At 39.7% G+C, this 22,374-nt stretch carries 24 protein-coding genes; 18 read left to right on the top strand and 6 right to left on the bottom strand.

Annotated features, from left to right (window positions below; genetic code table 11):
• Nucleotides 1–27 precede the first annotated feature (27 nt).
• From BK583_RS15950 to BK583_RS15940, 3 genes are all read right to left on the bottom strand, one after another.
• A complete protein-coding gene (locus BK583_RS15950) occupies nt 28–411 on the bottom strand; it encodes a thiol-disulfide oxidoreductase DCC family protein (protein WP_038485324.1) in 384 nt (127 codons plus the stop codon).
• A 42-nt stretch (nt 412–453) separates the two neighbouring features.
• Nucleotides 454–1,467, bottom strand: a complete 1,014-nt coding sequence (locus BK583_RS15945; RefSeq protein WP_038477701.1) for a Gfo/Idh/MocA family protein — start codon at nt 1,465–1,467, stop codon at nt 454–456.
• A gap of 77 nt (nt 1,468–1,544) precedes the next feature.
• Nucleotides 1,545–2,447, bottom strand: coding sequence for a helix-turn-helix domain-containing protein (locus tag BK583_RS15940; protein WP_055735690.1), 903 nt, complete (start codon nt 2,445–2,447; stop codon nt 1,545–1,547).
• Nucleotides 2,448–2,558: 111 nt separating this feature from the next.
• Here BK583_RS15940 and BK583_RS15935 point away from each other — a divergent pair, with 111 nt between their 5' ends.
• From BK583_RS15935 to BK583_RS20845, 5 genes are all read left to right on the top strand, one after another.
• Nucleotides 2,559–3,311: a sugar phosphate isomerase/epimerase family protein gene (locus tag BK583_RS15935; RefSeq protein ID WP_038477704.1), complete on the top strand. Its 753-nt coding sequence runs from the start codon at nt 2,559–2,561 to the stop codon at nt 3,309–3,311.
• A 12-nt stretch (nt 3,312–3,323) separates the two neighbouring features.
• Entirely contained in the window at nt 3,324–4,430 is a 1,107-nt protein-coding gene (locus BK583_RS15930; protein ID WP_055735691.1) for a Gfo/Idh/MocA family protein, read from the top strand.
• 120 nt (nt 4,431–4,550) lie between these two features.
• Complete coding sequence (locus BK583_RS15925) at nt 4,551–6,116, top strand: acetate--CoA ligase (RefSeq protein WP_055735692.1); 1,566 nt, start codon at nt 4,551–4,553, stop codon at nt 6,114–6,116.
• 263 nt (nt 6,117–6,379) lie between these two features.
• Entirely contained in the window at nt 6,380–7,354 is a 975-nt protein-coding gene (gene manA, locus BK583_RS15920) for a mannose-6-phosphate isomerase, class I (protein ID WP_055735722.1), read from the top strand.
• 27 nt (nt 7,355–7,381) lie between these two features.
• A complete protein-coding gene (locus BK583_RS20845; RefSeq protein ID WP_158318492.1) occupies nt 7,382–7,552 on the top strand; it encodes a hypothetical protein in 171 nt (56 codons plus the stop codon).
• Nucleotides 7,553–7,559: 7 nt separating this feature from the next.
• Here BK583_RS20845 and BK583_RS15915 read toward each other — a convergent pair whose 3' ends face one another.
• Nucleotides 7,560–9,077 (bottom strand): BCCT family transporter, encoded by a 1,518-nt coding sequence (locus BK583_RS15915; protein WP_055735693.1) that lies wholly within the window; start codon nt 9,075–9,077, stop codon nt 7,560–7,562.
• Nucleotides 9,078–9,292: 215 nt separating this feature from the next.
• Here BK583_RS15915 and BK583_RS15910 point away from each other — a divergent pair, with 215 nt between their 5' ends.
• The 9 genes from BK583_RS15910 (at nt 9,293) to BK583_RS15870 (ending at nt 16,461) form a co-directional block, all read left to right on the top strand.
• Entirely contained in the window at nt 9,293–10,135 is an 843-nt protein-coding gene (locus tag BK583_RS15910) for an ABC transporter ATP-binding protein (protein WP_055735694.1), read from the top strand.
• The gene (locus tag BK583_RS15905) at nt 10,068–10,856 is read left to right on the top strand and encodes an ABC transporter permease (protein WP_055735695.1); all 789 of its coding nucleotides are present in this window, start codon (nt 10,068–10,070) and stop codon (nt 10,854–10,856) included. Before BK583_RS15910 ends, BK583_RS15905 begins: the two co-directional genes overlap by 68 nt.
• A gap of 15 nt (nt 10,857–10,871) precedes the next feature.
• Complete coding sequence (locus tag BK583_RS15900; RefSeq protein ID WP_055735696.1) at nt 10,872–11,843, top strand: ABC transporter substrate-binding protein; 972 nt, start codon at nt 10,872–10,874, stop codon at nt 11,841–11,843.
• A gap of 99 nt (nt 11,844–11,942) precedes the next feature.
• Nucleotides 11,943–12,443: a DUF1648 domain-containing protein gene (locus BK583_RS15895; RefSeq protein WP_055735697.1), complete on the top strand. Its 501-nt coding sequence runs from the start codon at nt 11,943–11,945 to the stop codon at nt 12,441–12,443.
• A gap of 106 nt (nt 12,444–12,549) precedes the next feature.
• Nucleotides 12,550–13,419: a glucose-1-phosphate thymidylyltransferase RfbA gene (rfbA, locus tag BK583_RS15890; RefSeq protein ID WP_038485333.1), complete on the top strand. Its 870-nt coding sequence runs from the start codon at nt 12,550–12,552 to the stop codon at nt 13,417–13,419.
• A gap of 3 nt (nt 13,420–13,422) precedes the next feature.
• A complete protein-coding gene (gene rfbC, locus BK583_RS15885; protein WP_055735698.1) occupies nt 13,423–13,968 on the top strand; it encodes a dTDP-4-dehydrorhamnose 3,5-epimerase in 546 nt (181 codons plus the stop codon).
• Between the two features lie 12 nt (nt 13,969–13,980).
• A complete protein-coding gene (gene rfbB / locus BK583_RS15880) occupies nt 13,981–14,967 on the top strand; it encodes a dTDP-glucose 4,6-dehydratase (protein ID WP_055735699.1) in 987 nt (328 codons plus the stop codon).
• The gene (gene rfbD / locus BK583_RS15875) at nt 14,964–15,818 is read left to right on the top strand and encodes a dTDP-4-dehydrorhamnose reductase (protein ID WP_055735700.1); all 855 of its coding nucleotides are present in this window, start codon (nt 14,964–14,966) and stop codon (nt 15,816–15,818) included. The genes rfbB and rfbD overlap by 4 nt, the downstream gene beginning before the upstream one ends.
• A gap of 73 nt (nt 15,819–15,891) precedes the next feature.
• Nucleotides 15,892–16,461, top strand: coding sequence for a VanZ family protein (locus BK583_RS15870; protein WP_051667366.1), 570 nt, complete (start codon nt 15,892–15,894; stop codon nt 16,459–16,461).
• Nucleotides 16,462–16,547: 86 nt separating this feature from the next.
• Here BK583_RS15870 and BK583_RS15865 read toward each other — a convergent pair whose 3' ends face one another.
• Nucleotides 16,548–17,228 carry a 6TM ABC transporter family protein gene (locus BK583_RS15865; protein WP_055735701.1) on the bottom strand — a complete coding sequence of 227 codons (681 nt, stop codon included), beginning with the start codon at nt 17,226–17,228 and terminating at the stop codon, nt 16,548–16,550.
• A 135-nt stretch (nt 17,229–17,363) separates the two neighbouring features.
• Here BK583_RS15865 and BK583_RS15860 point away from each other — a divergent pair, with 135 nt between their 5' ends.
• Nucleotides 17,364–17,615, top strand: coding sequence for an HPr family phosphocarrier protein (locus tag BK583_RS15860; RefSeq protein ID WP_038477740.1), 252 nt, complete (start codon nt 17,364–17,366; stop codon nt 17,613–17,615).
• Between the two features lie 53 nt (nt 17,616–17,668).
• Here BK583_RS15860 and BK583_RS15855 read toward each other — a convergent pair whose 3' ends face one another.
• On the bottom strand, nt 17,669–18,541 hold the full coding sequence (locus BK583_RS15855; RefSeq protein WP_269083161.1) for a phosphotransferase enzyme family protein: 873 nt from the start codon (nt 18,539–18,541) through the stop codon (nt 17,669–17,671).
• A 242-nt stretch (nt 18,542–18,783) separates the two neighbouring features.
• Here BK583_RS15855 and BK583_RS15850 point away from each other — a divergent pair, with 242 nt between their 5' ends.
• The 3 genes from BK583_RS15850 to BK583_RS15840 all read left to right on the top strand — a co-directional run bounded on the left by BK583_RS15850 (nt 18,784) and on the right by BK583_RS15840 (nt 22,373).
• Entirely contained in the window at nt 18,784–20,430 is a 1,647-nt protein-coding gene (locus BK583_RS15850; RefSeq protein ID WP_055735703.1) for a glycosyl hydrolase family 18 protein, read from the top strand.
• 119 nt (nt 20,431–20,549) lie between these two features.
• A complete protein-coding gene (locus BK583_RS15845) occupies nt 20,550–21,545 on the top strand; it encodes a YdcF family protein (protein WP_055735704.1) in 996 nt (331 codons plus the stop codon).
• Nucleotides 21,546–21,608: 63 nt separating this feature from the next.
• On the top strand, nt 21,609–22,373 hold the full coding sequence (locus BK583_RS15840; protein ID WP_055735705.1) for a CpsB/CapC family capsule biosynthesis tyrosine phosphatase: 765 nt from the start codon (nt 21,609–21,611) through the stop codon (nt 22,371–22,373).
• Nucleotide 22,374: the final 1 nt, after the last annotated feature.

Genomic DNA, 22,374 nt, shown 5'->3' with positions numbered 1-22,374 from the left:
TTTGGCACAAAATGTGCTAACCGTTTTTTAAATCGTATCAGGGCGTCTATATTCAGTTTGACCAAACCATGCGTGTCGTCGATGGGAAACAAATTGGTAGACGATCTGACCGATTGCTTCAACTGCTGCTGGTCTCATTAACACGGCAACCCATATTAGACTAGGTAATGACGAAAGGATTTCACGAATGGCTGGGAAACCAACGAGCACATGGCCGTGTTTTGTTAATACATAGATTTCTTTTTCCATATCAGCAAAAAAAGTACGAGCCTTTTGCCTTGTTGAAGGTCGGACTTCTTGAACAGGGATCCAACGTAGACAATTGTCTCGATCCAAAAAACGTAAACTTTTTTTGATGTTCTGGCATAAAGGGCACTGTGCATCGTAGAAAACGGTATGTTGCTGGCTCATAATTTTCACCTCATCCATCCTGTTTCCCTTAGGGTGTTTACTTTAAACAGTCGTATGCTTTTTATTCCCTAATTCAATCCGTTTACCAGCTTCTGATGATTGAATAGCTGCTTCGTTTATACGTGTAAGTAAGCGCATATCCTCTCGAGTTATGCGTGGTTCTTCTCCGTCCTCAATGTGCGCAACCCATTGGCTCATAGCACTTGGAGCTTGCTCAGGTAAATCAGGCGTGATCCAGCCATTTTCATCTAGATGAGTAGATTGGATGCGTAATGAACGCTCTTCAACGAGAATCGTTCCATCTGTACCATGTAGTTCAAGAATAAATGGACTCTTTGATGCGATAAAACCAGCTTCAATTGTTGCGGTCGCTCCTGAAGTATAGCGAACAATTACCGTTGCATGATCATCTACAGGTCTATCTGTGTAGGATGCCATATCGGCATAAAGGGATACAGCATCGCCACCAAATCGGTTCGTTAAATAAATGGGATGCGCGCCAAGGTCAATTAAAGCACCGCCGCCACATTGTTCTTTATTGAAAAAGTGAGCAGGGAGCCATCCGTCAGGGTTTGATTCTGTAGGAAGCGCTCCACCATGCTCAAGGCGACAGCGAATCGAGGTTAGCTTCCCAAGTAAACCTTTTTGTACCGCTTGTTCTGCATAGAGATAGGTTGGATCATTTAAACGTGGTAAAGACAGCATTAACGAAACGTTGTGCTCATCCACACTAGCAAAAATGTCTTCAACATCTTCCTCCGTAAGCGCTAACACTTTTTCGGAAAAAATATGCTTCTTTGCTTTAGCTGCCGCAAGAATGACTTCTTTATGCATGGCGGTAGGTGTATCGACGATAACGGCATCAACATCTTCTCTTGATAAGGTGTACTCTAGACTGTTTTCAAAATCGACACCAAGCTCATCGGCCCATCTTTTTCCTCTGGCAGGGTCTTCATCCCAAACGACTGTAATAGCAATTGATGGATTCTTACTTGCTTCTCTAGCATAGTCATCAGCATGAACATGCCAACGGCTTAATAAGGCAACTCGTATCATTATAACTCCTCCTCGTTTTGAATTACCATTCATACTAGCTATCGATATCAAAACTGTCAAGACAAAAAAGTTTTATTTTATAATGACTTACTTGTAACTTTTTTGAAGCGCAAGGGAGATATGTGCTTTGCTTGCTTAAACTGTGAAATAAAATAACTTGTGTTTGTATAGCCAACAGAAGTGGCAATATCCGTAATCGATAAATCTGTAGTTGTAAGTAGTTTTTCGGCTTCAGTAATACGAACGTAGTTAAGTAATTCAGTAAACGATCGCCCAGTAGTGGCTTTAATTTTTCTTGAGAAATAGCTATAGCTTAAGTTACAGGCAGTTGCTGCTTCTTTTGCTGTTAAAGGAGTATGGTAGTGACTTTCAATCAATTGAAAGGTTTGTCGCATAAGCTGAAGGTCATCTTCACTCAAATCATCGTTTATGCCGACGGTTATGCCAACATTCCGCCAATGTCTTAGGACAGCTAAGAAGATGGAACAAATATGAATACGGATAGCAAAATCAAACCCGAAGTCTTGCTTCGAAAACTCAGTCATAATGTTCGTAATGCTTTTAGGAATACTTGTATTAGCAATTTCTCCTTTTTGTAGAAGGGTTTGTGGGCTTGATTTACCCATTGTAAACGGTAATACATATTTAGATTCAAATAAAGAACGAGATGTAGAATATAACACTTCAGGTTCAAGTTTGATAACGATGTATTTTACGTTTTCCCCTTTCTCAGCGTAAATGCCATGGACTTCCTGAGCATTGATAATAATTAAATCACCAGGTTTGAGCCTAAATGATTGGCCACTAACAAACACATACGCAGTTCCAGAGAAGCCATAAAGTAATTCGATGGCATCGTGAAAATGGGGACTTGCAATACGTCGATCTGGGAGGCTTTCTTCAATGTGACAATGAATCGGTTGTTTGATTTCATTTTCAAGTAATTTTTTTTCCTTGTATGCTTTACTTTGATCAAACATAAAAAGACTCCTTCATGACAAAAATTTTATATAATTGAATAGTTTTAGTATATAATCAATTAGTGAGACATGGTAGTCTAATATTAGATTCAGTACATTGGAGGTGGATTGATGCCAAAAATTGGGCTGCAACTTTATTCTATAAAAGAACGATGTGCAGAGGATTTTTTTGGTGCGTTAGAGAAGGTTGCGGAAGCAGGCTATGATGGCGTTGAATTTGCAGGGTATTATGAGAAAACAAGCAAAGATCTCTTTAATACGTTAAAAGGTATCGGTTTACAAGCAGCAGGCAGTCATATATCAATTGAACAGCTTGAATCAAATCTAAACCATGTGATTGAGTACTCACACAAAATTGAAAGCCCTTACATCGTTTGTCCAGGTTTACCTGATTCGTACCGAGATAGCGCCGATGCTTATAAACGAACGGCAGAGTTATTTACTAAAATAGGTGAGAAAACATCAGAGGCAGGCATCGCATTTGGCTATCATAATCATGATATTGAATTGAAGAAATTCGAAGGCGAATACGGGTTAGATTTGCTCTTTCGCTATTCAGATCCAAAAGCTGTATTTATGGAATTGGATACCTTCTGGCTAGAAGCAACAGGGTTAAAATCTGTTGATTGGATTCGCAAATATAAAGAACGTGTGAAGTTACTTCATATGAAAGATATGAATAATGCCGAAGACTTGAAAAATGTAGAGGTTGGATCAGGCATAATGGATTTTCATGCTATTCACCAAACGGCAAAAGCATACCAAGTTGACTGGTATACAGTGGAGCAAGAGGAATTTGATAAAGATGAGTTTGTCTCAATAAAAGAAAGTGCTACATTTTTGCAACAACTACTTAAAGCATAGAGGTGATGTTGAATGGAAAACCGCACGATTCGAATTGGAATAATTGGTTGTGGTGGTATTGCGAATGGGAAACAAATGCCAAGCCTGGTTAAGCAAAAAGGAGTTGAACTTGTTGCCTTTTGCGATATTGTGAAAGAAAAAGCAGAGAAAGCGGCTGCTGATTATGGTGTTGAAGGCGCAGATGTTTACACGGATTACCAAGAATTATTAAAGGATACATCAATAGAAGTTATTCATGTATGTACACCAAATAAATCTCATGCACCTATTTCCATCGCTGCTCTTGAATCAGGGAAACATGTTCTTTGTGAAAAGCCTATGGCTAAAACAGCCGCTGAAGCAAGGGAAATGGTTGAAACGGCAAAACGTACAGGTAAGAAATTAACAATTGGTTACGACAACCGCTATCGTCCAGATTCACAGTACTTAAAGCAGTTAGCAGAAGAAGGCGAATTTGGGGATATTTATTTTGCCAAGGCTCATGCGATCCGTCGTCGGGCAGTTCCCACTTGGGGCGTGTTTTTAAATGAAGAAGAACAAGGCGGGGGTCCGTTAATTGATATTGGTACACATGCACTTGATCTAACGCTTTGGACACTGAATAACTACAAAGTTAAAAGTGTTGTTGGAAACGTGTACTATAAATTATCAGATACAGAAAATGCTGCAAATGCGTTTGGACCTTGGGACCCTAAAGAATTTACTGTTGAAGATTCTGCCTTTGCTTTTATTACAATGGAAAATGGAGCAACGGTCACATTAGAAGCAAGCTGGGCGTTAAATACGTTAGATGTGGATGAAGCGAAAACGACCCTTTGCGGTACTAAAGCAGGTGCAGATATGCGCGATGGTCTGCGAATAAATGGTGAGAAATTGAGCCGCTTGTATGTAACAAAGCCGGACCTACAAGCTGGAGGTGTTGCGTACTACGATGGTGGCAGTGAAACGCAAGCAGACAAAGAAGCTAGACTGTGGATAGATGCGATTCGAAATGACACAGAGCCAGTTGTGAAAGCGGAGCAAGCGCTTGTTGTAAGCGAAATTCTAGAAGCGATTTACGAGTCAGCTAAAACTGGGAAAGCGATTTACTTTAATGAGAAAAATCAAGCTCTCGTCTAACGAGTAGAGCAGGTCGGGTTTAAACCGACCTGTTTTTTTTCTTTGTAAACATGAAGAGTGTTTTATTCTTTCAAAAAAACTGAATTATTTATATAATGAATACAAAGAGGGGTGATAAGAGTGGTACAGGACACATTAGTTATTCCTGAACAGTACAATGTAGCCGTTGAAGTGGAGAAGAATGCGAACATGAATCAGAAAGCAATACTATGGCGAGGTCAGAATGGCAAGCAGGTTGAATGGACATACAAGAGATTAATTGAATCCATGAACCAATATGCGAATACGTTCGCGTCTCTTGGATTATGTAAAGGAGACCGGGTTCTATTGTTATTTCCGCGTGTTCCAGAGGCGTACGCCACTTATTTAGCCTGTATAAAAGCTGGATTGGTTATCATTCCTTGCTCTGGTATGCTCCGTGCAAAGGATTTAACCTATCGAGTCCAACATGCAGAAGCCGCTGCTGTTATTGCTTATACTGGCTTAACAGAGGAAGTTGACAAAATGGATCCTACTCCGACATTGAAGGTTAAGCTAGTCGTTGGCAATCAAAAAAGTGGTTGGGAAGATTTACGTTCGTTAGCAAAAAATGAAAGCGTTTCCTTTGAGTGTAGCACGCACAAAGATGATCTTGCTTTTCTACCCTATACGTCTGGTACAACGGGAAATCCAAAAGCAGTTGTACATACACATAGCTGGGCTTATGCCCACCTTCGAACGGCTGCAACTGAATGGCTTGGAGTGAAGTCACATGATGTTGTATGGGCAACGGCTGCACCTGGATGGCAAAAGTGGGTATGGAGTCCGTTTTTATCCGTTATTGGAAAAGGAGCAACAGCCTTTATCTATGACGGATCATTTGATGCCAAAACGTATTTATCTCTTATCGAGGAGCATAACGTTTCTGTTTTTTGTGCTACACCGACCGAGTATCGAATGTTAGCAAAAGAAGAGACGTTACCTTCGTATCGTTTGTCTTCCATTCGTGAAGCTGTTTCAGCAGGGGAACCACTTAACCGAGCTGTAATCACTACCTTTAAAGAGTTGTTTGATATTACCGTTCGAGACGGTTATGGACAAACGGAAAACACGCTGTTAATCGGCACAATGATTGGTATGGAAGCGAGACCTGGATCAATGGGGAAGCCTACAGTAGGGAATGGCGTTACTATTATTAATGAAGATGGACGAGAAACAGAAGTAGAAGAAATAGGCATGATTGCCGTTCATAAAGATTCACCAGCGCTGTTTAAACGATATGATAAAGATGAAGAAAGGACGAAAGCATCTTTTTTAGGAGATTATTATGTAACAGGTGATCAAGCAAGAAGAGATAAGGACGGCTATTTTTGGTTTGAAGGAAGAGGGGACGATATTATTATCTCTTCTGGGTACACAATTGGTCCGTTTGAGGTGGAAGATGCGTTAACAAAACATCCTGCAGTAAAAGAATGCGCAGTGGTCGCAAGTCCTGATGAAATAAGAGGGAGTATCGTGAAAGCATATGTTGTGCTTAATAAAGAACCGGCTTCATTAGACGAACTCACTAGTACATTACAAGAGTTTGTGAAGCAAGAAACAGCGCCATACAAATACCCTCGTCAAATTGAATATATTAAAGAACTGCCAAAAACAATATCAGGAAAAACAAGAAGAGTAGAGTTACGTATGCGGGAACAAGGATAAGGAGTAGTGACCCTAATTAGGGCTGTGTGATAAGGGTGAGAACCTTCGAGCATAGCTCTTTTTTTAATGATTGAAGAAGAATAAAATGAATTCAAGCTTTCACTTAAACCGAGCTTTGATCATGTTAAGCAGATGTATCCGAACGACATCGAGGTTGAGTAACTGTGGATTTTTCCGTTTTAAAGCGAAGGAGAAAGCTCTCTACAGATGATGAGGAAACAAGTATGGCAAAGACAAAGAATATGGTAGTCTTAAAGAGAGAAATGGTAGAAGGAGTGAGTGAGTTGACAACAGAACCATTATTTTTTTCACCCGTTCTGCAAGAGAGAATTTGGGGAGGACAAAAGTTAGCCCAATTCGGGTATGATTTACCTAGTTTACATACAGGAGAGTGTTGGGGAATATCCGCGCATCCAAATGGATTAAGTACAGTTCGTAATGGGCACTTTAAGGGAAAGTCATTGCTTGAGCTATGGGAAAATCATGAGGAGCTTTTTGGAGGTAACACAAAAGGAAGTTTTCCACTATTGGTTAAACTGTTAGATGCCTCGGCGGATTTGTCTGTTCAGGTTCATCCGAACGATGCCCAAGCGGCGGAGCTTGAAGAAAATGAAGCATATGGAAAAACCGAGTGTTGGTATGTCATTGAAGCAGAAGAAAATGCGGAACTTATTATTGGTCATACAGCACAATCAAAAGCGGAATTTAATGAAAAAATTGAAGCCGGAGAATGGAATGAATTATTTAATCGAATTCCAATTCAATCTGGAGACTTTTTTCACGTTCCTAGCGGGACAATTCATGCGATTGGAGCAGGGACCCTTATTTTAGAAACGCAGCAAAGTTCAGATACAACCTATCGTGTATACGATTTTGATCGTACAGATGAAAAAGGAAATAAGCGTCCATTGCATCTTGAGAAAGCGAAGCAAGTAACGCGAATCCCAGATAAAAAAGCACAAACACAAACAAAAACAGTAAGAAAAGATAAGGGTTGCACAATCACAGAACTGATTGCATCAGCCTATTTTACAGTGTACCATGGTCAAATTACATCTCATTGGAATGCGTCTATTGCAGCCGATTACCTCTTATTATCTGTCATTAAAGGATCTGGAGAATTAATGGTGCGAGATAAGTCTTATCCATTAAAAAAGGGAGACCACTTGCTTTTACCAGTAAATGCAACAACGTTTGAGATAAATGGAGAGCTAGACATCATCGCTAGCCATGCGTAAAAAATGAAGTGATAGGGGGATATAAACATGAATGGCTCGCTTATCATCGGCATGTTAGTCGGGATTGTCTTAGGGTTTATAGCAGCTGGATCCCTCGGTGCTTTAATAGGGTTATGTGCAGGTATTCTTTTTCATATTGCGAACGGGCTTGATTCCTTAAATCAATTCATAAAAGAAAAGGAAAAAAGAAGCGAATGAGGGTGCCTCATTTCGCTTCTTTTTTCTGTTGCATGTTTAATAATCGTTTTGCCGTTATGGGTGCTAGCCAGAGTGTTGGCAGCATAAACAGAGAGACCGGAACAGCTGTAAGAACGATGAAAGACTGAAGCGAGTCAATGCTACCTTCACCAATATAAAGAAGTGCTACAGCAACGGCTCCGAAAATGATTGCCCAAAAAATACGGATAAATCGATCTGGTGTTTCCTTCCCAGTTAGAATCATTGAAATGGAATAAGAAATTGAATCTGCCGTTGTTGCTACAAATATGCATGTGACAAAAATGAATAAAAATGCAAACATAGCACCTAGTGGTAGCTGATTAACAATGGCAAAGATGGAAGCAGGAAGCCCACCTTCATTTAATGGATTACTAACAGATCCATGTTCATTGATTTCGTAAAAAATTCCTGTACCTCCAACGACAGTAAACCAGAAGTTTGTCACAACAGGTGCTAAAAATGCAACCGTTAAGAATAGCTCACGTATGGTTCTTCCGTCGGATATTCTAGAAATGAAGATTGCCATAATCGGCCCATATCCAATAAACCACCCCCAGAAGAATAGAGTCCAGCCTGAAAGCCATCCTTCATCTCCTCTATACAAGCTCATTGGTAAGAAGTTTTGCACGTAAGAGCCATAGCTCGATACAAATGAATCAATAATAAAACGGGCTGGCCCCAGAATTAAAATGGCAATAGCAAGAATCACTGTAATCATGACGTTAAAGCGACTTAACCACTGAATTCCTTTGTGGATTCCAGTTGCTGCTGATACTGCTGCAATCCCCACCAAAAAGAAAATCATTGCAAAATGAATAGCGAATGTATCTGGGAAGCCAAAAAGCATATTTAAACCATATCCAGCTTGTAATCCTAGAAATCCAATTGGCCCAATTGTACCTGCACAAGCGGCTAAAATTGAAAAGACATCAATTAGTGTGCCTAAGACACTTTTGTGCATAATCTTTTCTCCAAAGATTGGATATAACAACGCTCGTGGTTTAAGGGGCTGTCCTTTCTTTTTTGCATACATGAGAACAACAACGCCAAGGGTACCTAAAATACTCCAAGCAAGAAAGCCCCAATGCAAGAAGCCAGTCGATAAGCCAGCCTGAATGGCTGTAGCTGTACTACCGGTCTCACTATACATAGGTGGCGTATCTAAATAATGATACATAGGTTCGGCTGCTGCCCAAAATACCCCACCGCCAGCGAGAAGGGTAATCATGATCATTGAAAACCATTTAAAGAAAGAAAACGTTGGCTTGGAAGAGTCGCCTAATCGTACCTTCCCTAGTTCGGTCAAGCTCATAAAGACGGCGATTAGAAATGTAAGAATCATCAGTACTTGCCAAAACGCACCAAAGTTTAACGATGACCAGGCAAATGCTGTATTAATTAGATTACCGACGAAGTCTGCATTTGCGAGTGAAGCAATAACAAATACAAGTAAGAAACCACCAGATATCGCAAAAACAGGCCAGTCTAGTTTTAAATTTCTCAATTGTTCCTCCTAAATTCAGTCATAAGTTTCGAATCTTACCATATATCCATAGCTGTGACAAGCAACTATAAGAGATCCCATTATGTGGTACGAAAAACACGATTTTGTTCGATGTAGACGATTCTAATTGACGATTTTCTTGACTTCCCTTACACTTAAAAAAACTATAATTCTTATTATATTAGTAGGTATTATTGGTATTTGGGGGTGGAAAGATGCAAATTCAATTAAAACATGTAGAGAAATCTTTCGAAAAAAATAAAAAACAATCGCTACATGTATTAAGCGATATTAATCTAACCATTAATGAAGGAGATTTTATTTCATTATTAGGTCCTTCTGGTTGTGGGAAATCAACGATCCTTAATCTAATTGCCGGACTTGATACACCCTCTACCGGAGAAGTCATTGCAGGTGGGAAACAGGTGAAAAAACCAGGCAATGACAGAGTGGTTGTCTTTCAAGAATCTGGCCTTTTTCCATGGATGAACGTCCTTGACAATGTGACGTACGGCTTACGACTGAAAGGGATATCAAAAGCAGAAAGTGAAGAAAAGGCGATCGAGGGATTGAAAACGGTGCATTTAGGGAATTTCACTAAATCGTTTCCACATGAGCTTTCTGGGGGAATGAAGCAGCGGGTGGCGATTGCTCGGGCACTCGTTATGGATCCAGATATTTTATTAATGGATGAACCGTTTGCTGCGTTAGATGAACAAACACGAATGGTCTTGCATAAAGAATTGCTAGAAATTTGGGCAAATACAGGTAAAACCATTCTATTCATTACTCATAATATTCGGGAAGCGGTGATGCTTTCCAATCGAATTGTTCTTATGGGGACGCGTCCAGGAAAAATAAAACGAGAGTTCCCTGTTCAAGCTGCACTCCCAAGAGATCCTGCTGACAGCAATTTAGTTGATTTAGAACGAAGAATATTAGCTGAACTTGAAGAAGAAATGGAGAAAGTGTTAAAGGAGGAGTTTGGAGATGACTACAGCTATAAGACGGATCGTATTCATCGCGATGATCGTGGCTATATGGGAGATAACATCTAGGGTAGGTAACTTCCCACCAGGCTCATTTCCACCTTTACTATTTCCGTTAGATCCCGGTGGTACAACGGTTATAAATACATTTGTAAGTGGACTCATTTCTGGACAGATTTTAACAGCCACAGGAATTACATTAGGACGATTGTTACTCGGGTTTACCATTGCCATTATTGTCGGTCTTACATTAGGATACTTAATTGCTCGATATAAGCTCGTTGATGATACCCTTGGCTTTTTAGTAACGGCACTTCAATCAATACCAAGTATTGTCTGGCTCCCACTTGCTATTATTTGGTTTGGATACGGAAACGCCTCTTTACTATTTATCGTTACAATAGGGGCTACATGGACGGTCACAGTTAGTTCGAGCACGGGCTTTAAAAATGTTCCGACTCTCTATATGAACGTTGCCAAAACCCTCGGATCAAGAGGAAGTCATTTATTGCGAACAGTCATTTTACCCGCTTCAGTCCCTCATCTCATTTCAGGTGTAAGGACAGCATGGGCATTTGCGTGGCGTGCTATTATGGCCGGCGAACTATTTGTAGCTGCTGGTGGTCTTGGCTATTTATTAACAGTTGGCCGTTCGCTTGGTCAAATGGATTTAGTGCTTTCTGTGATGATTGTTATTGGTATTATTGGAACTATTGTTGATAACCTTGTTTTTTTACGTGTAGAGAGATCGGTACAGAAGAAATGGGGACTAAAACCAGGTTTACATTAAAAGGAGAGACATGCTATGAAAAAAGGAATACAAGGATCTTTACTTGCTTTAGGAGCTGGCATTACACTTACAGCTTGCGGTAATAGTGCGACGGAAGGGGAAGTACGCATTGCATATTTTCCTAACTTGACACATATTTCTACCATTGTTGCGTTAGAAAATGGCTATTTTGAAGAAGAATTTGGTGAAGATGCTCGTTTTACAAAAATGACTGTACCAGACGGAGCGCAATTTATGGAGGCAATGTCGGCAAATGAAATTGACATCGGTACAGTGGGACCAGTACCAGCAATGAATACGTACACAAGAAATCCAAGCCATTCCATTATTGCAGGAGCTGTGAACGGTGGAGCCGTTATTATGGCTCGTGCTGATTCAGGGGTAGAGTCTGTTGCAGATTTAGCAGGAAGAAATGTTGCCATCCCGACCATTGGCTCCACTCAAGATATCATGTTACGAAAAGAATTAGCAGATGCAGGTATTGACGCAGACGATATTAATTTTGTTCCGCAAGCACCGGCAGATACATCGATTTTATTTTCACAAGGTGACGCAGATGCTGCTGCCACTCAAGAGCCTTGGGGGAGCTTTCTTGCAGATAATTTAGACGCTGCTTTTCTAGTTGATGCAGACGAATTTGCTTGGGGAGAGGATTCCACTAATACGGTGGTAACCGCAAGTCATGAGTTTTTAGAGATTAATGAAGATTTAGCACGTGCCTACTTACGTGCACATACAGATGCGGTAGAGTTTGTCGCTAACAATCCTGATGAAGCGGCACAAATCTTCGTAGACCATATTCAAAGAGAAACTGGGAACGAATTAGACTACGACGAAATACGTCTTTCTCTTGAACGCTTATTCCCAACTGTGGACGTAAATGAACAGGTGCTTCAAGAAATGGCTGCTATTAGTGAAGAAGCAGGGCAAATGGCTAGTACGGACATTGATGGTCTTGTAGATTTACAGTATTTAGAAAATGAATAACGAATAAAAACGCTTTGGCGAAAGCTAAGGCGTTTTTATTTTATAAAAATGAAACGTTGAGCAAACGGAGGCGTACATTAGGTAGGGGGGGAGTTGTATATGATTAAAAGAGAGGTATCAAATGTTCGGGCAACGAGACTTGAAAAAGGGATGACGACGATAGCCGCTTTACTATTAATAGTTCTTTGGGTTCTGTTTATCATTATCTATCCTAAGTTGCCGACGGAGGTACCCATTCATTCAACTTCGTTTACTTCAGAGGCTTATACATATGGCAACAAAGGATTATTCTTTTTACTGCCAGTTCTCACAACAGGTCTCTCACTTATGCTGTTTGCAGTACGTTTTGTTCCCTCACTCTTTAATTTTCCAATTAAAGTAACAGAGGAGAACAGTACGATCCTTATACAGTTAACACGAAATATGGTCGCTCAAACGAATGTCATCATAGTGATGTTATTTTTATGTGTATTGATCGATTTTTCATTTGTTGCATTTGATCAACCGATAGCTGGACTTGACTTCCTTTTAATTGGATTGCTTGTGTATTTAGTGGCACTTATTTTCTATTATTTCGTTATCATCCTAAAGAAAGGTTGACGTCAAATCCAAGTAAAAACGAAAAAATCTGCATAAATGATGCAGGTTTTTTGTTTTGCTTGCATAGATTCCTCTATATGGATTTTTTCTAAGGGCGGTGGTTAATCTGAAAGGAATTATACTGGCAGGAGGAAGTGGAACAAGGCTTTACCCTATAACGAAAGCTACGTCCAAACAGTTACTTCCAATCTATGATAAACCAATGATTTATTACACCTTGTCGTTACTTATGCTCGCAGGCATTCGAGAATTTCTAGTTATTTCCACACCAGCAGATACTGGTCGCTACAAGCAAGTGTTAGGGGATGGTGCTCAGCTCGGCATTTCAATTCAGTATGAAATTCAACCAGAACCTGGAGGATTAGCGCAAGCGTTTATTATTGGTGAGAGGTTCATAGGGACATCCAATGTCACCCTTGTATTAGGGGATAATTTGTTTTACGGGCATGGTTTACCAGATCGGCTAAAGAGGGCAATGCAACAAAACAAGGGAGCAACCGTATTCGGCTATTACGTAAGCGATCCAGAGCGCTTCGGTGTTGTTGATTTTAATGAGGAAGGTGAAGCCATTTCCATTGAAGAAAAACCTGCTCACCCGAAATCAAATTATGCAGTAACAGGGCTTTATGTCTTCGATCATCGTGTTGTTGAGTATGCAAAAGCAATCAAGCCATCAGCTCGAGGCGAATTGGAAATTACAGATGTAAATGTCATGTATTTAAATCAGGGGCAATTACATGTAGAGAAATTAGGAAGAGGAACAGCGTGGTTAGATACTGGCACCCATGAATCGTTGCTCGAAGCTTCGCAATTTATTCATACTGTGGAAAAACGTCAAAGTTTAAAGATTGCATGCATTGAGGAGATTGCTTTTCGAATGAAGTATATATCAAAAGAAGATTTACTTACACTTGCACAACCGTTAAAGAAAAATGAATATGGCCAGTATTTGTTGCGGATAGCAAAAGGAGGGTGAACAATGGAAATACATCAAACAAAACTAGAAGGTGTCTATTTACTAGAACCAAATGTGTATGCAGACGATAGAGGGTATTTCGTAGAAACGTATAACGAAAATGTGTTTAAAAAGGCAGGCATTAAAGAAGCGTTCCTACAGGATAATCAATCATTATCGAAACAAGCTGGGACGCTGAGAGGTCTCCATTATCAGTTAAACCCTAATTCACAACAAAAAGTCGTTCGATGTGTTACAGGAGCAATCTTTGATGTAGCCGTTGATATTCGACAAGAATCACCAACGTACAAACAGTGGGTAGGGGTCGTTTTAAGTGAGCACAATCAGAGACAGCTCCTCGTGCCAAAGGGATTTGCCCACGGTTTTTGCACGCTAGTCGATGATACAATCGTTGCTTATAAGGTCGATCAATTATACTCCTCACAGAATGATCGTGGCATACGCTGGAATGATCCAGAACTTGCAATTGAGTGGCCTTGTAGTCAACCGATCTTGTCTAAAAAAGACCGTGCGCATCCATTGCTTCACAAAGCAGAAAATAATTTTTAAAGGGGAATGATCATGAATCTACTTATTACAGGAGGAGCAGGCTTTATTGGTAGTGCATTCGTACGGTTACTCGCTAAAGATTATCCAGAAGACAATCTGATTGTATATGACAAGCTAACGTATGCTGGTAATCTCGCTAATTTAAAACGAGTGCGTAACGCTATTCAATTTATACAAGGCGACATATGCGATAGTCAACAAGTAGAAAACGTATTTTCAGTTTATGACATAGATGCTGTTGTACACTTTGCTGCAGAGTCTCACGTTGATCGTAGTATTGCCGATCCAGGTGCATTTGTACATACGAATGTGTACGGCACGCAATTACTTTTACATGCAGCCAAACGCGCTGATGTGAAGAAGTTTGTACAAGTATCCACCGATGAAGTGTATGGTAGTTTAGGAGAGACCGGGCTGTTTACAGAAGATACCCCATTGCAACCGAATAGTCCTTATTCAGCAAGTAAGGCAGGCGCAGATTTATTCGCGCGCTCTTATTATGAGACATTTGGAATGAATGTAAACATTACACGGTGCTCAAATAATTATGGACCTTTCCATTTTCCTGAAAAATTAATTCCACTTATGGTGACGAATGCCTTACTAAATAAGCCGCTTCCTATTTATGGAGATGGTCATCAAGTAAGAGATTGGCTTCATGTAGACGATCATTGTCGAGGTATCAATAAAGTATTACGTGATGGCAAACCTGGTGAAGTATACAATATTGGTGGGCGAAACGAACGAACGAATATGGAGATTGTCCAACGGATCGTTCAGACTTTAGGTGTATCAGAAGCCCTTATTCATCATGTAGATGATCGACTCGGTCACGATTTTCGCTATGCCATTGATGCTTCAAAAATTGAAAGAGACCTTGGCTGGAAAGCAACGTACTCTTTTGATGAAGGGTTAGCGGAGACAATTGATTGGTATATTCAAAACAAAAAGTGGTGGCAGGATGTGTTATCAGGTGCGTATCGGAGGCATACGCTATGAAGATTCTTGTAACAGGAGCGGGAGGGCAACTAGGATCAGCTATTTTAGCCTTAGCAGCATCACAACAAATACCTTCTATTGGATTGACAAGGGAAGAGCTTGATATTACAGATGTTGGAAAGGTTGAAAGCGTGCTGAACACCATTCAACCTGATGTCATCATCCATTGTGCTGCATACACACAAGTGGACCAAGCGGAAGAGAATGAGATAGAAGCGTATCGAGTAAACGCAGCTGGAACTCGGAATCTCTGTGTTGTAGCAGAGCAACTGGGCGCGGTTTTTGTGTACGTAAGCACAGACTATGTTTTTGACGGTAGCGCAAATGAGCCAATAGACGAATGGACCCCGCCTGCGCCTCTCGGAGTATACGGGCGATCCAAGCTTGCCGGTGAACAAGCTGTTCAACACTTTCATTCAAGGTTCTTCATTGTGCGGACATCATGGGTTTTTGGTCATCATGGAAAAAACTTCGTGAAGACCATGATGGCTTTGGCCGAAAAAGAGTCTCCTTGCAAAGTTGTGGATGACCAGATAGGTTCGCCAACTTATGCAACGGATCTTGCTGAAATGCTTCTCGTCCTAATCGGAACCAAACGATATGGCATTTACCATGTGTCTAATAGCGGTAACTGTTCATGGTACGAGTTTGCCCAAGAGATTTTTATGAAGCAGGGAGTTCCTCAATTAGTAAAACCTTGCACAACAATGGAATTTCCTACTGTAGCTTCCCGTCCTGCATACTCTGTATTCGCTCATAAAAATTTGCAGTTAAATGAATTCCCACCAATGCGACACTGGCGCGAGGCTGTGCATGCATTTCTTGATTGTGAAAAAGATAAGAGTTTGTGAGAAAATTTACATTTATAAACGTTTCAGTGCCAAAAAAGCGTATAATGGACGGAACAAAAAATGAGGTGAGTCTTTGTCACGTCCCATAAAAGTTACGATTTATAGCCTTTTTCTATTAATTGCTGTGTCTATTATTGCTTTTTCAAGTTCGACGCCATATGGAAATCAAGATATACGTGGTATGTTAAGTCAACTACCAATTCATTGGATTGAACAAACGAGGATTGCTCACATTTCGTTTCCATACGGTGAGCGAGTGATTAGTTTAGAGTCTTTGTCAGTAGAATCATTTGTAGAGTTTTTTCTTCGAAAAGCAGCTCATTTCTTTTCGTTTTTATTTATTGGTTTGATCGGTACACGATTGCTTGGTTATTTTACGCGTCTACGTTACGCTAGTGCATTAACGTTTCTTTTTGTTGTTTTGTACGCAAGTATAGATGAGTACAGACAGTCTTTTACCCCGGGCCGATCGCCAATGGTTGAGGATGTGTTAGTTGATACAATGGGTGGTATTGTAGGGATCTTGATTGCTATGTTTTGGATCTTATATGTACGTTCAATTAAGTCATGTAAAGTATGTGGGAATAGTCAAACAAAAACCCATGTTCATAAGAAATGGGATGATATAAGAAAACAAGCTTAGTGGTTACTCTCTCTTGTAAAGGAGGGGGTAATGTTTGTTTATACAAAAAAGACTTACCGATCACGGATCGATAAGTAGCAAGTCATTTAGGAGCTAGAGCTAACTTGTTTCTCAAACTCTGCTGCTTTTTCATACATTTTCGTAAAACGGCGTTCTCCATTGTATTGGTAAAACCGATATTGCTGAAGTACATGCTGTTGTTCCAATTCAAATAAATTGATCGCTTCTTTCATAGAGTCTGCCCGTTGACGAAGAAAATAAGTTTCGAATTTTGCTAGCGCATACGTCTTTAAATAGTACATGGGAATAGTGGTTTGGTTGCTTAGCGTTTGCTTCAGCTCCTGTTCTACTTCTCTTGCTTCTTTTAATGCTAGCGATACTTCGTGTACTTTATGATCATAGTGAAGCCACCGCTTAAACAGTTGATTCATACTCCAAATAAGAAGGAAATATACGAAAATAGGCATGCACACGAAAAGAATAAACATACTGATAAAAGAGATGAACAATACATCAATAGTTGAAAAGAGTTGATAAAGAGTGATAAGCGCGGCTGAAAAAACGGTATGGAAGACAAATAGGTACACTAAGATGCAAACGGCAAACAGACTGTTTAAGTCTTTAACGTGATACAAATGGCGTAATGGACCGCGTTCAAGTTGTTTTTGTTTTGCTTCCAAATGGTTTTGTTGCGCTAGAGTGTCTTCAATCTTTTTGACTAAAGGGCTAATACGTTGAATATGGGAAAGGCATTGTGTGTCTTCCATATTGCCACCTTCCTTCTTGTCCTAGTTATTCTATACGTATGTGGAAAAGATTCTTACCATGACTGAAAAGAAACTTTCATATGAAGAAGTTTTTCGCATATATATGGAAGGGCAAATAAAGAGGAGGTAGGCTTTATGGAGAAGACAATAAAAGTAGGGTTACCCCAAGGGTTGCATGCTTCTAATGCTGCGGCACTAGTAGAAAGAGCAAGTCATTTTAAAGCTGATGTTCATTTGAAAAAAGGGAATTCTATTATTAATGTTAAGAGTATTCTTGGCTTAATGAGCATTGTGTTAAAGCTAGGAGATGAGGTTCAGTTAACGGCTGAAGGACCTGATGAGAAAGAAGCAATAGCAGCTATTGAAGATTTTCTCGCACACACATAAATGCTGAAACCGTAGGAATAGCCTACGGTTTCTTTTGTTAAGGGAGATGTTTATTAGCGAAGGTGGATAAGTTCATCAAAAAGTTGTTTGTTTTCATAGAGCCATAGAAACATGGAACGATTCTTCTCCATACGCTCTTCATCATGACTAAAGAACGCGATCAGAACGGCTTCAATACTTAAAAGCGTTAGCCAGAGAGCCTTGCGTTCTTGGATTGTGAATGGGTTTTCCTGATGGTAGGCACGGAAAAACTCTTTTATAGCTGGAAACCAACGATCCACATCTGCAGGACTTGAATAGAGATCACTTAACAGACTGGTGGCGAAGTAACATGGGTCTAAAATTCGTATATTCTCTTCCACTAATTCTAAATCAATAATTCCGCTTACTTTATCCTTGAGATAAAGAAAGTGACGATAGTGGGGATCTCGATGAATAAGCTGAGTTGGAAGTTGTTCTAACAAACGCATTTCGTCTGTAAGTTCTGTTAAGAGATGAACAACATCAAGGGCAATCGTTTCTTTCTTCATAAATGGAATAATATTATGGTATAACGATGTGTAAACGTGACGTTTCCTGAACGTATGATAGTCGCTTACTTCGAGCAACGCATTGTCTAGTTTTGCTAGTGCGTAGCCAGATTGTTTTACGAGTGCAGGCTGATCTAAAAGGGTTTCCGCTGTAAGTAAGTGACCGTCTAAATAAGAGTAAACGACATAAAAGCTGTCATTACTTTTAACGGTGAATTCATTGGAGGTTGTTTTTAAAGGAACTGGCACAGGTTGTTCTTTTCCATGCAAGTCTTGAAGAAGTTGAGCTTCCATTCGTGCTCGCTCTTGATCAGATTTCTTTTTTAAAATAAACGTTCTCTTTTGGTTTGTATAAATGTAGTCAACTCGATTTGTTAGTTTATCTGTGTATCGAATGGATAGTTGGAATGCTTGATCAATTTTTCGAATAGGTCATCCCTCGCTTAGCCGCAGAACTAAATAGATATAAAGACTATTCTAACACTATAGTCTTGGAAAAACGAAGAAACAATAGCTATTTAGACACATTTCATGAAATTAAGATGAGAGATTCATAGTTAAATCTAATTATTTGGAAATAAAAAGGAGGATTTTTGAGAATCATTGTGCAATTGGTTTAGTAAAAGGAGGAATGGATAATGAGAGTAAAACGTACTTCTCTACTATTAATCGTTATAACGTTATTATTTTTCAATGGAAGTGATCAAGCACTATGGGCAAAAGAACAACAAAATGAAGCATTAAAAGTTGTTGGGTATTACCCATCTTGGGTAGCAGAAGAAAGAGGCTATGAAGTAAAGGATCTTCCAGCTGAGCAAATGACTCATATTATGTATGCGTTTGCTAATGTTTGTTGGGAAGGGGTTCACGGTAATTTAGATCCATCGGGGCCAAATCCTAGAGAATGGGTCTGTGAAGATGAAGTAGGACCGGTTGACGTACCGAATGGAACAATTGTGTTAGGCGATCCAGAACAAGATGTGCGTAAAGTGTATCCAGGTGATGATGAAGAAGAGATTATTAAAGGGAATATTAATCAGCTAAATCAATTAAAAGAAGAATATCCTCATTTGAAAACGGTCATTTCTGTTGGGGGATGGACGTGGTCGAACCGTCTTTCATTAGTGGCTGCATCTGAAGAAACGAGAAACACATTCGCTCAATCTGCTGTTGATTTTGTAAGAGTGTATGGATTTGATGGACTAGATTTAGATTGGGAATATCCAGTTAGTGGCGGAATGCCTGAAAATGAGCGTAGCCCAGAGGATAAGCAAAATCATACGAAGCTTTTAGAGGCAACGAGAGAGGCTTTGGATAAAGCCGGTGAAGAAGATGGTAAAGAGTATCTTCTTACGATTGCGTCTTCAGCCTCACCTAGTTATTTAGAAAACAATGAACTGGAAAAGCTTGCGAACATTTTAGATTGGATTCAAATTATGACTTACGATTTAAACGGCACTTGGCAAGCACAAAATGGGCACAACGCGCCTTTATTTTATGACGAAGAAGCAACTGTCCCATGGGCAGATGCATTAAACGTTGATGCTGCGATTACAGGTCATTTACAAGCAGGCGTTCCGAAAGAAAAGTTATTGATGGGGATGCCTTTCTACGGATATGGATGGACAGGATGTGATTCTGAGAATAATGGTGAGTATGCTTTCTGCGATGGTCCTGCTCAAATTGGGACATGGTCAAATGCTACGTTTGATTATCAAGATTTAAAAGACAATTATGTAAATCAAAATGGCTATAAGCGTTATTGGAATGATGCATCTAAAGTTCCTTTCTTGTTTAATGAAACAGATGGAACCTTTATTACCTATGATGACCCAGAATCCATCGCTCATAAAGCTCAATATGTTGTTGACAAAGGGTTAGGCGGGGCCATGTTCTGGGAAGCAAGCAATAACCGTGATGGTGATTTAGTTCAGTCTATTACCACTGTTTTTAACGGGGATGAACAACAAGCTTGTGAAGTTCCTGAATGGTCTGAAAGTACGATTTACGTAAAAGGGGATCGTGTATCAAAAAATGGAATAATTTATGAAGCGAAATGGTGGACACAAGGAGATCAACCGCAACTCTCAGGAGAATGGGATGTTTGGAAAAAAGTAAAAGTTTGTCAGGGAGAAACAGAAACGAGCAGCTGGTCCAAAGATTTAACGTATACGAAAGGTGATCAAGTCGAGCATAATGGCATGTGGTACGAAGCGAAATGGTGGACACGCGGAGAAGACCCTAGTCAATCAGGAGAATGGGATGTCTGGAAGCATGTTAACTAATACATTTTAAGAAGCCGTTTAGAAGCGGCTTTTTTTGTTTACAAGAAGAATGTCCAATAGGGTGTTTGAGACAAGCAAAAAAAAGGAATGAATGTAAAAATGGATGAAGGTGAAGCAGCATGAATATGTTTTTATTGTTTGGAATTGTTTGTGGGATCGTTTTTTTACTGAGTATGCGGATTGAAAAACGTAGTATCTTTAATGGAATGTTTTTAACCTTAAGCTTACTATTGTTTTTAGGAAGTGGACTAGCGGTTGTAACAACTGGTCCTGTGAGCAAATATGATCATCTTATCCTTATACTTTATTTACTATTTGGGCTTATGCTTTTGTTATTTTTACTTTTTGTCATAGGCTACGTTATACGTAATACGTGGAAGCTCATACGAAAAGAAGGACGAAGCCGAAATAATTTCTTTTCCCTTCTAGCGAGTGTAGCTATGTTTAGTTTTCTTCTGCTGATCCCAACAACGTTTCTTACAATTGAGCCTATTGCCATTACAATGACGATCTATATAGGATTTTATGGGTTTCTCTTTTTATCTTTTCTCGTTTCTTCTATCCTTTATCGCTTTAATCGACCGTACTACAAGCAACATTATATTGTCATTTTAGGGGCTGGCTTGTTAAGGGGAAACGAGGTTTCACCTATTTTAGCAAGTCGATTAGAAAGAGGAATTTATTTCTATACGATGCAAAAAAAAGTGGCACCTCCTCCACGTATTATTGTAACAGGTGGACGAGGGGAAGATGAGATTAGAAGCGAAGCAGAGGCGATGAAAGCCTATTTGGTTCGCAGAAACATTCCACCCCAATCGATCACTTTAGAAGATCGAGCACGTAATACGTACGAAAACTTTTTATACACAAAAAAAATGATACCCGACCATCAAAATGTCGTGTTTGTTACGAATCATTTTCATGTGTTTCGATCAAGTTTAATTGCAAAACAGTTGTCTATGCCAGCTGAGGGAATTGGCTCTCCAACAGCTTGGTATTTTCAGCCTAATGCATATACCCGTGAATTTATTGCTGTTTTAGCAATGAATAAAAAAACCCATCTTCTATTCTTTAGTTGCTTTCTTCTACTACTTGCTTACTTTTCATTCTCTTAATCGAGGAAAGAAGGAACTTATAAGAACAATGTCTAATAGGTGATAATAAAAGGAGGAGTGCATATGTTTGATGTATGGAACGAAGGACTACCGGAAATTAGTGGTGTTTCTCGATCACGCTCAAAGTTACTTGAACAAATCCATTTTCTGCGCGACCGACACATGCAATCGCTCTGTTACATTCCACTTTTTAAACGCGACGATGCTGCTACTTGGGGAGACGAGGTTACAAAGACGGTAAAAGCCTATAATGAAAAATTGAATGGCATCACGTTATTACAAGGACAAGTCTTGCCACTTGATGACGATCTTCTTACGGACTTACAAGCAGGAAGAGCCATTCCACTAAATAAAACATTATTTGTACTTGTTACCCTTGATGGAGAAGATTTGCAAAACGCAGCAGAGAAGCTGTACCAATTGGCTGTAGCCGGTTATTACCCGGTATTGCTCTACCCAGAGAAAGACACCCGCATACAAAAGCATCCTGATTTATTATACAAATTAGTGAAGCAAGGGGCATATACCATGATGGACGCAACAAGCTTATTATCAACAACAGATAAAGGAAGAAAAAAATGCACCCGTGCATTAGTAAGCGGGAACTTAATTCATATGATAGGAAATTATTCAGAAATTTTTACAAAGTGGGATGAAAATAAGATGGAAGAAGTAGACACTATACTGTCAAAAATAAATCCTGCTCAACAAAAATCGATAAAAGAAAACTTCGCGAATTTGCTTTCTTCTAAGACCATTCGTATCGAGGAACCACTTCATGTTGATAAACGATCCATTTCCTCCTTTTTTAGTAAATCAAAGGCGTGAT

This window comes from Shouchella oshimensis, assembly GCF_002019765.1.
GTDB classification, from domain to species: Bacteria; Bacillota; Bacilli; order Bacillales; family Bacillaceae_D; genus Shouchella; species Shouchella oshimensis.
The sequence above is the reverse complement of the archived record's forward strand: the minus strand, read 5'-3'. Positions and strand labels throughout refer to the sequence as shown.

What these genes read in the sequence shown, in the direction of transcription:
- BK583_RS15900 (WP_055735696.1), top strand. Translation starts at nt 10,872, where the DNA reads ATGAAAAAAGGAATACAAGGATCTTTACTTGCTTTAGGAGCTGGCATT.
- BK583_RS15840 (WP_055735705.1), top strand. Translation starts at nt 21,609, where the DNA reads ATGTTTGATGTATGGAACGAAGGACTACCGGAAATTAGTGGTGTTTCT.
- rfbC (WP_055735698.1), top strand. Translation starts at nt 13,423, where the DNA reads ATGGAAATACATCAAACAAAACTAGAAGGTGTCTATTTACTAGAACCA.
- rfbD (WP_055735700.1), top strand. Translation starts at nt 14,964, where the DNA reads ATGAAGATTCTTGTAACAGGAGCGGGAGGGCAACTAGGATCAGCTATT.
- BK583_RS15860 (WP_038477740.1), top strand. Translation starts at nt 17,364, where the DNA reads ATGGAGAAGACAATAAAAGTAGGGTTACCCCAAGGGTTGCATGCTTCT.
- BK583_RS15930 (WP_055735691.1), top strand. Translation starts at nt 3,324, where the DNA reads ATGGAAAACCGCACGATTCGAATTGGAATAATTGGTTGTGGTGGTATT.
- manA (WP_055735722.1), top strand. Translation starts at nt 6,380, where the DNA reads ATGGTAGAAGGAGTGAGTGAGTTGACAACAGAACCATTATTTTTTTCA.
- rfbB (WP_055735699.1), top strand. Translation starts at nt 13,981, where the DNA reads ATGAATCTACTTATTACAGGAGGAGCAGGCTTTATTGGTAGTGCATTC.
- BK583_RS20845 (WP_158318492.1), top strand. Translation starts at nt 7,382, where the DNA reads ATGAATGGCTCGCTTATCATCGGCATGTTAGTCGGGATTGTCTTAGGG.
- BK583_RS15865 (WP_055735701.1), bottom strand. Translation starts at nt 17,228, where the DNA reads ATGGAAGACACACAATGCCTTTCCCATATTCAACGTATTAGCCCTTTA.
- BK583_RS15895 (WP_055735697.1), top strand. Translation starts at nt 11,943, where the DNA reads ATGATTAAAAGAGAGGTATCAAATGTTCGGGCAACGAGACTTGAAAAA.
- BK583_RS15945 (WP_038477701.1), bottom strand. Translation starts at nt 1,467, where the DNA reads ATGATACGAGTTGCCTTATTAAGCCGTTGGCATGTTCATGCTGATGAC.
- BK583_RS15850 (WP_055735703.1), top strand. Translation starts at nt 18,784, where the DNA reads ATGAGAGTAAAACGTACTTCTCTACTATTAATCGTTATAACGTTATTA.
- BK583_RS15905 (WP_055735695.1), top strand. Translation starts at nt 10,068, where the DNA reads ATGACTACAGCTATAAGACGGATCGTATTCATCGCGATGATCGTGGCT.
- BK583_RS15935 (WP_038477704.1), top strand. Translation starts at nt 2,559, where the DNA reads ATGCCAAAAATTGGGCTGCAACTTTATTCTATAAAAGAACGATGTGCA.
- BK583_RS15910 (WP_055735694.1), top strand. Translation starts at nt 9,293, where the DNA reads ATGCAAATTCAATTAAAACATGTAGAGAAATCTTTCGAAAAAAATAAA.
- BK583_RS15940 (WP_055735690.1), bottom strand. Translation starts at nt 2,447, where the DNA reads ATGTTTGATCAAAGTAAAGCATACAAGGAAAAAAAATTACTTGAAAAT.
- BK583_RS15845 (WP_055735704.1), top strand. Translation starts at nt 20,550, where the DNA reads ATGAATATGTTTTTATTGTTTGGAATTGTTTGTGGGATCGTTTTTTTA.
- BK583_RS15950 (WP_038485324.1), bottom strand. Translation starts at nt 411, where the DNA reads ATGAGCCAGCAACATACCGTTTTCTACGATGCACAGTGCCCTTTATGC.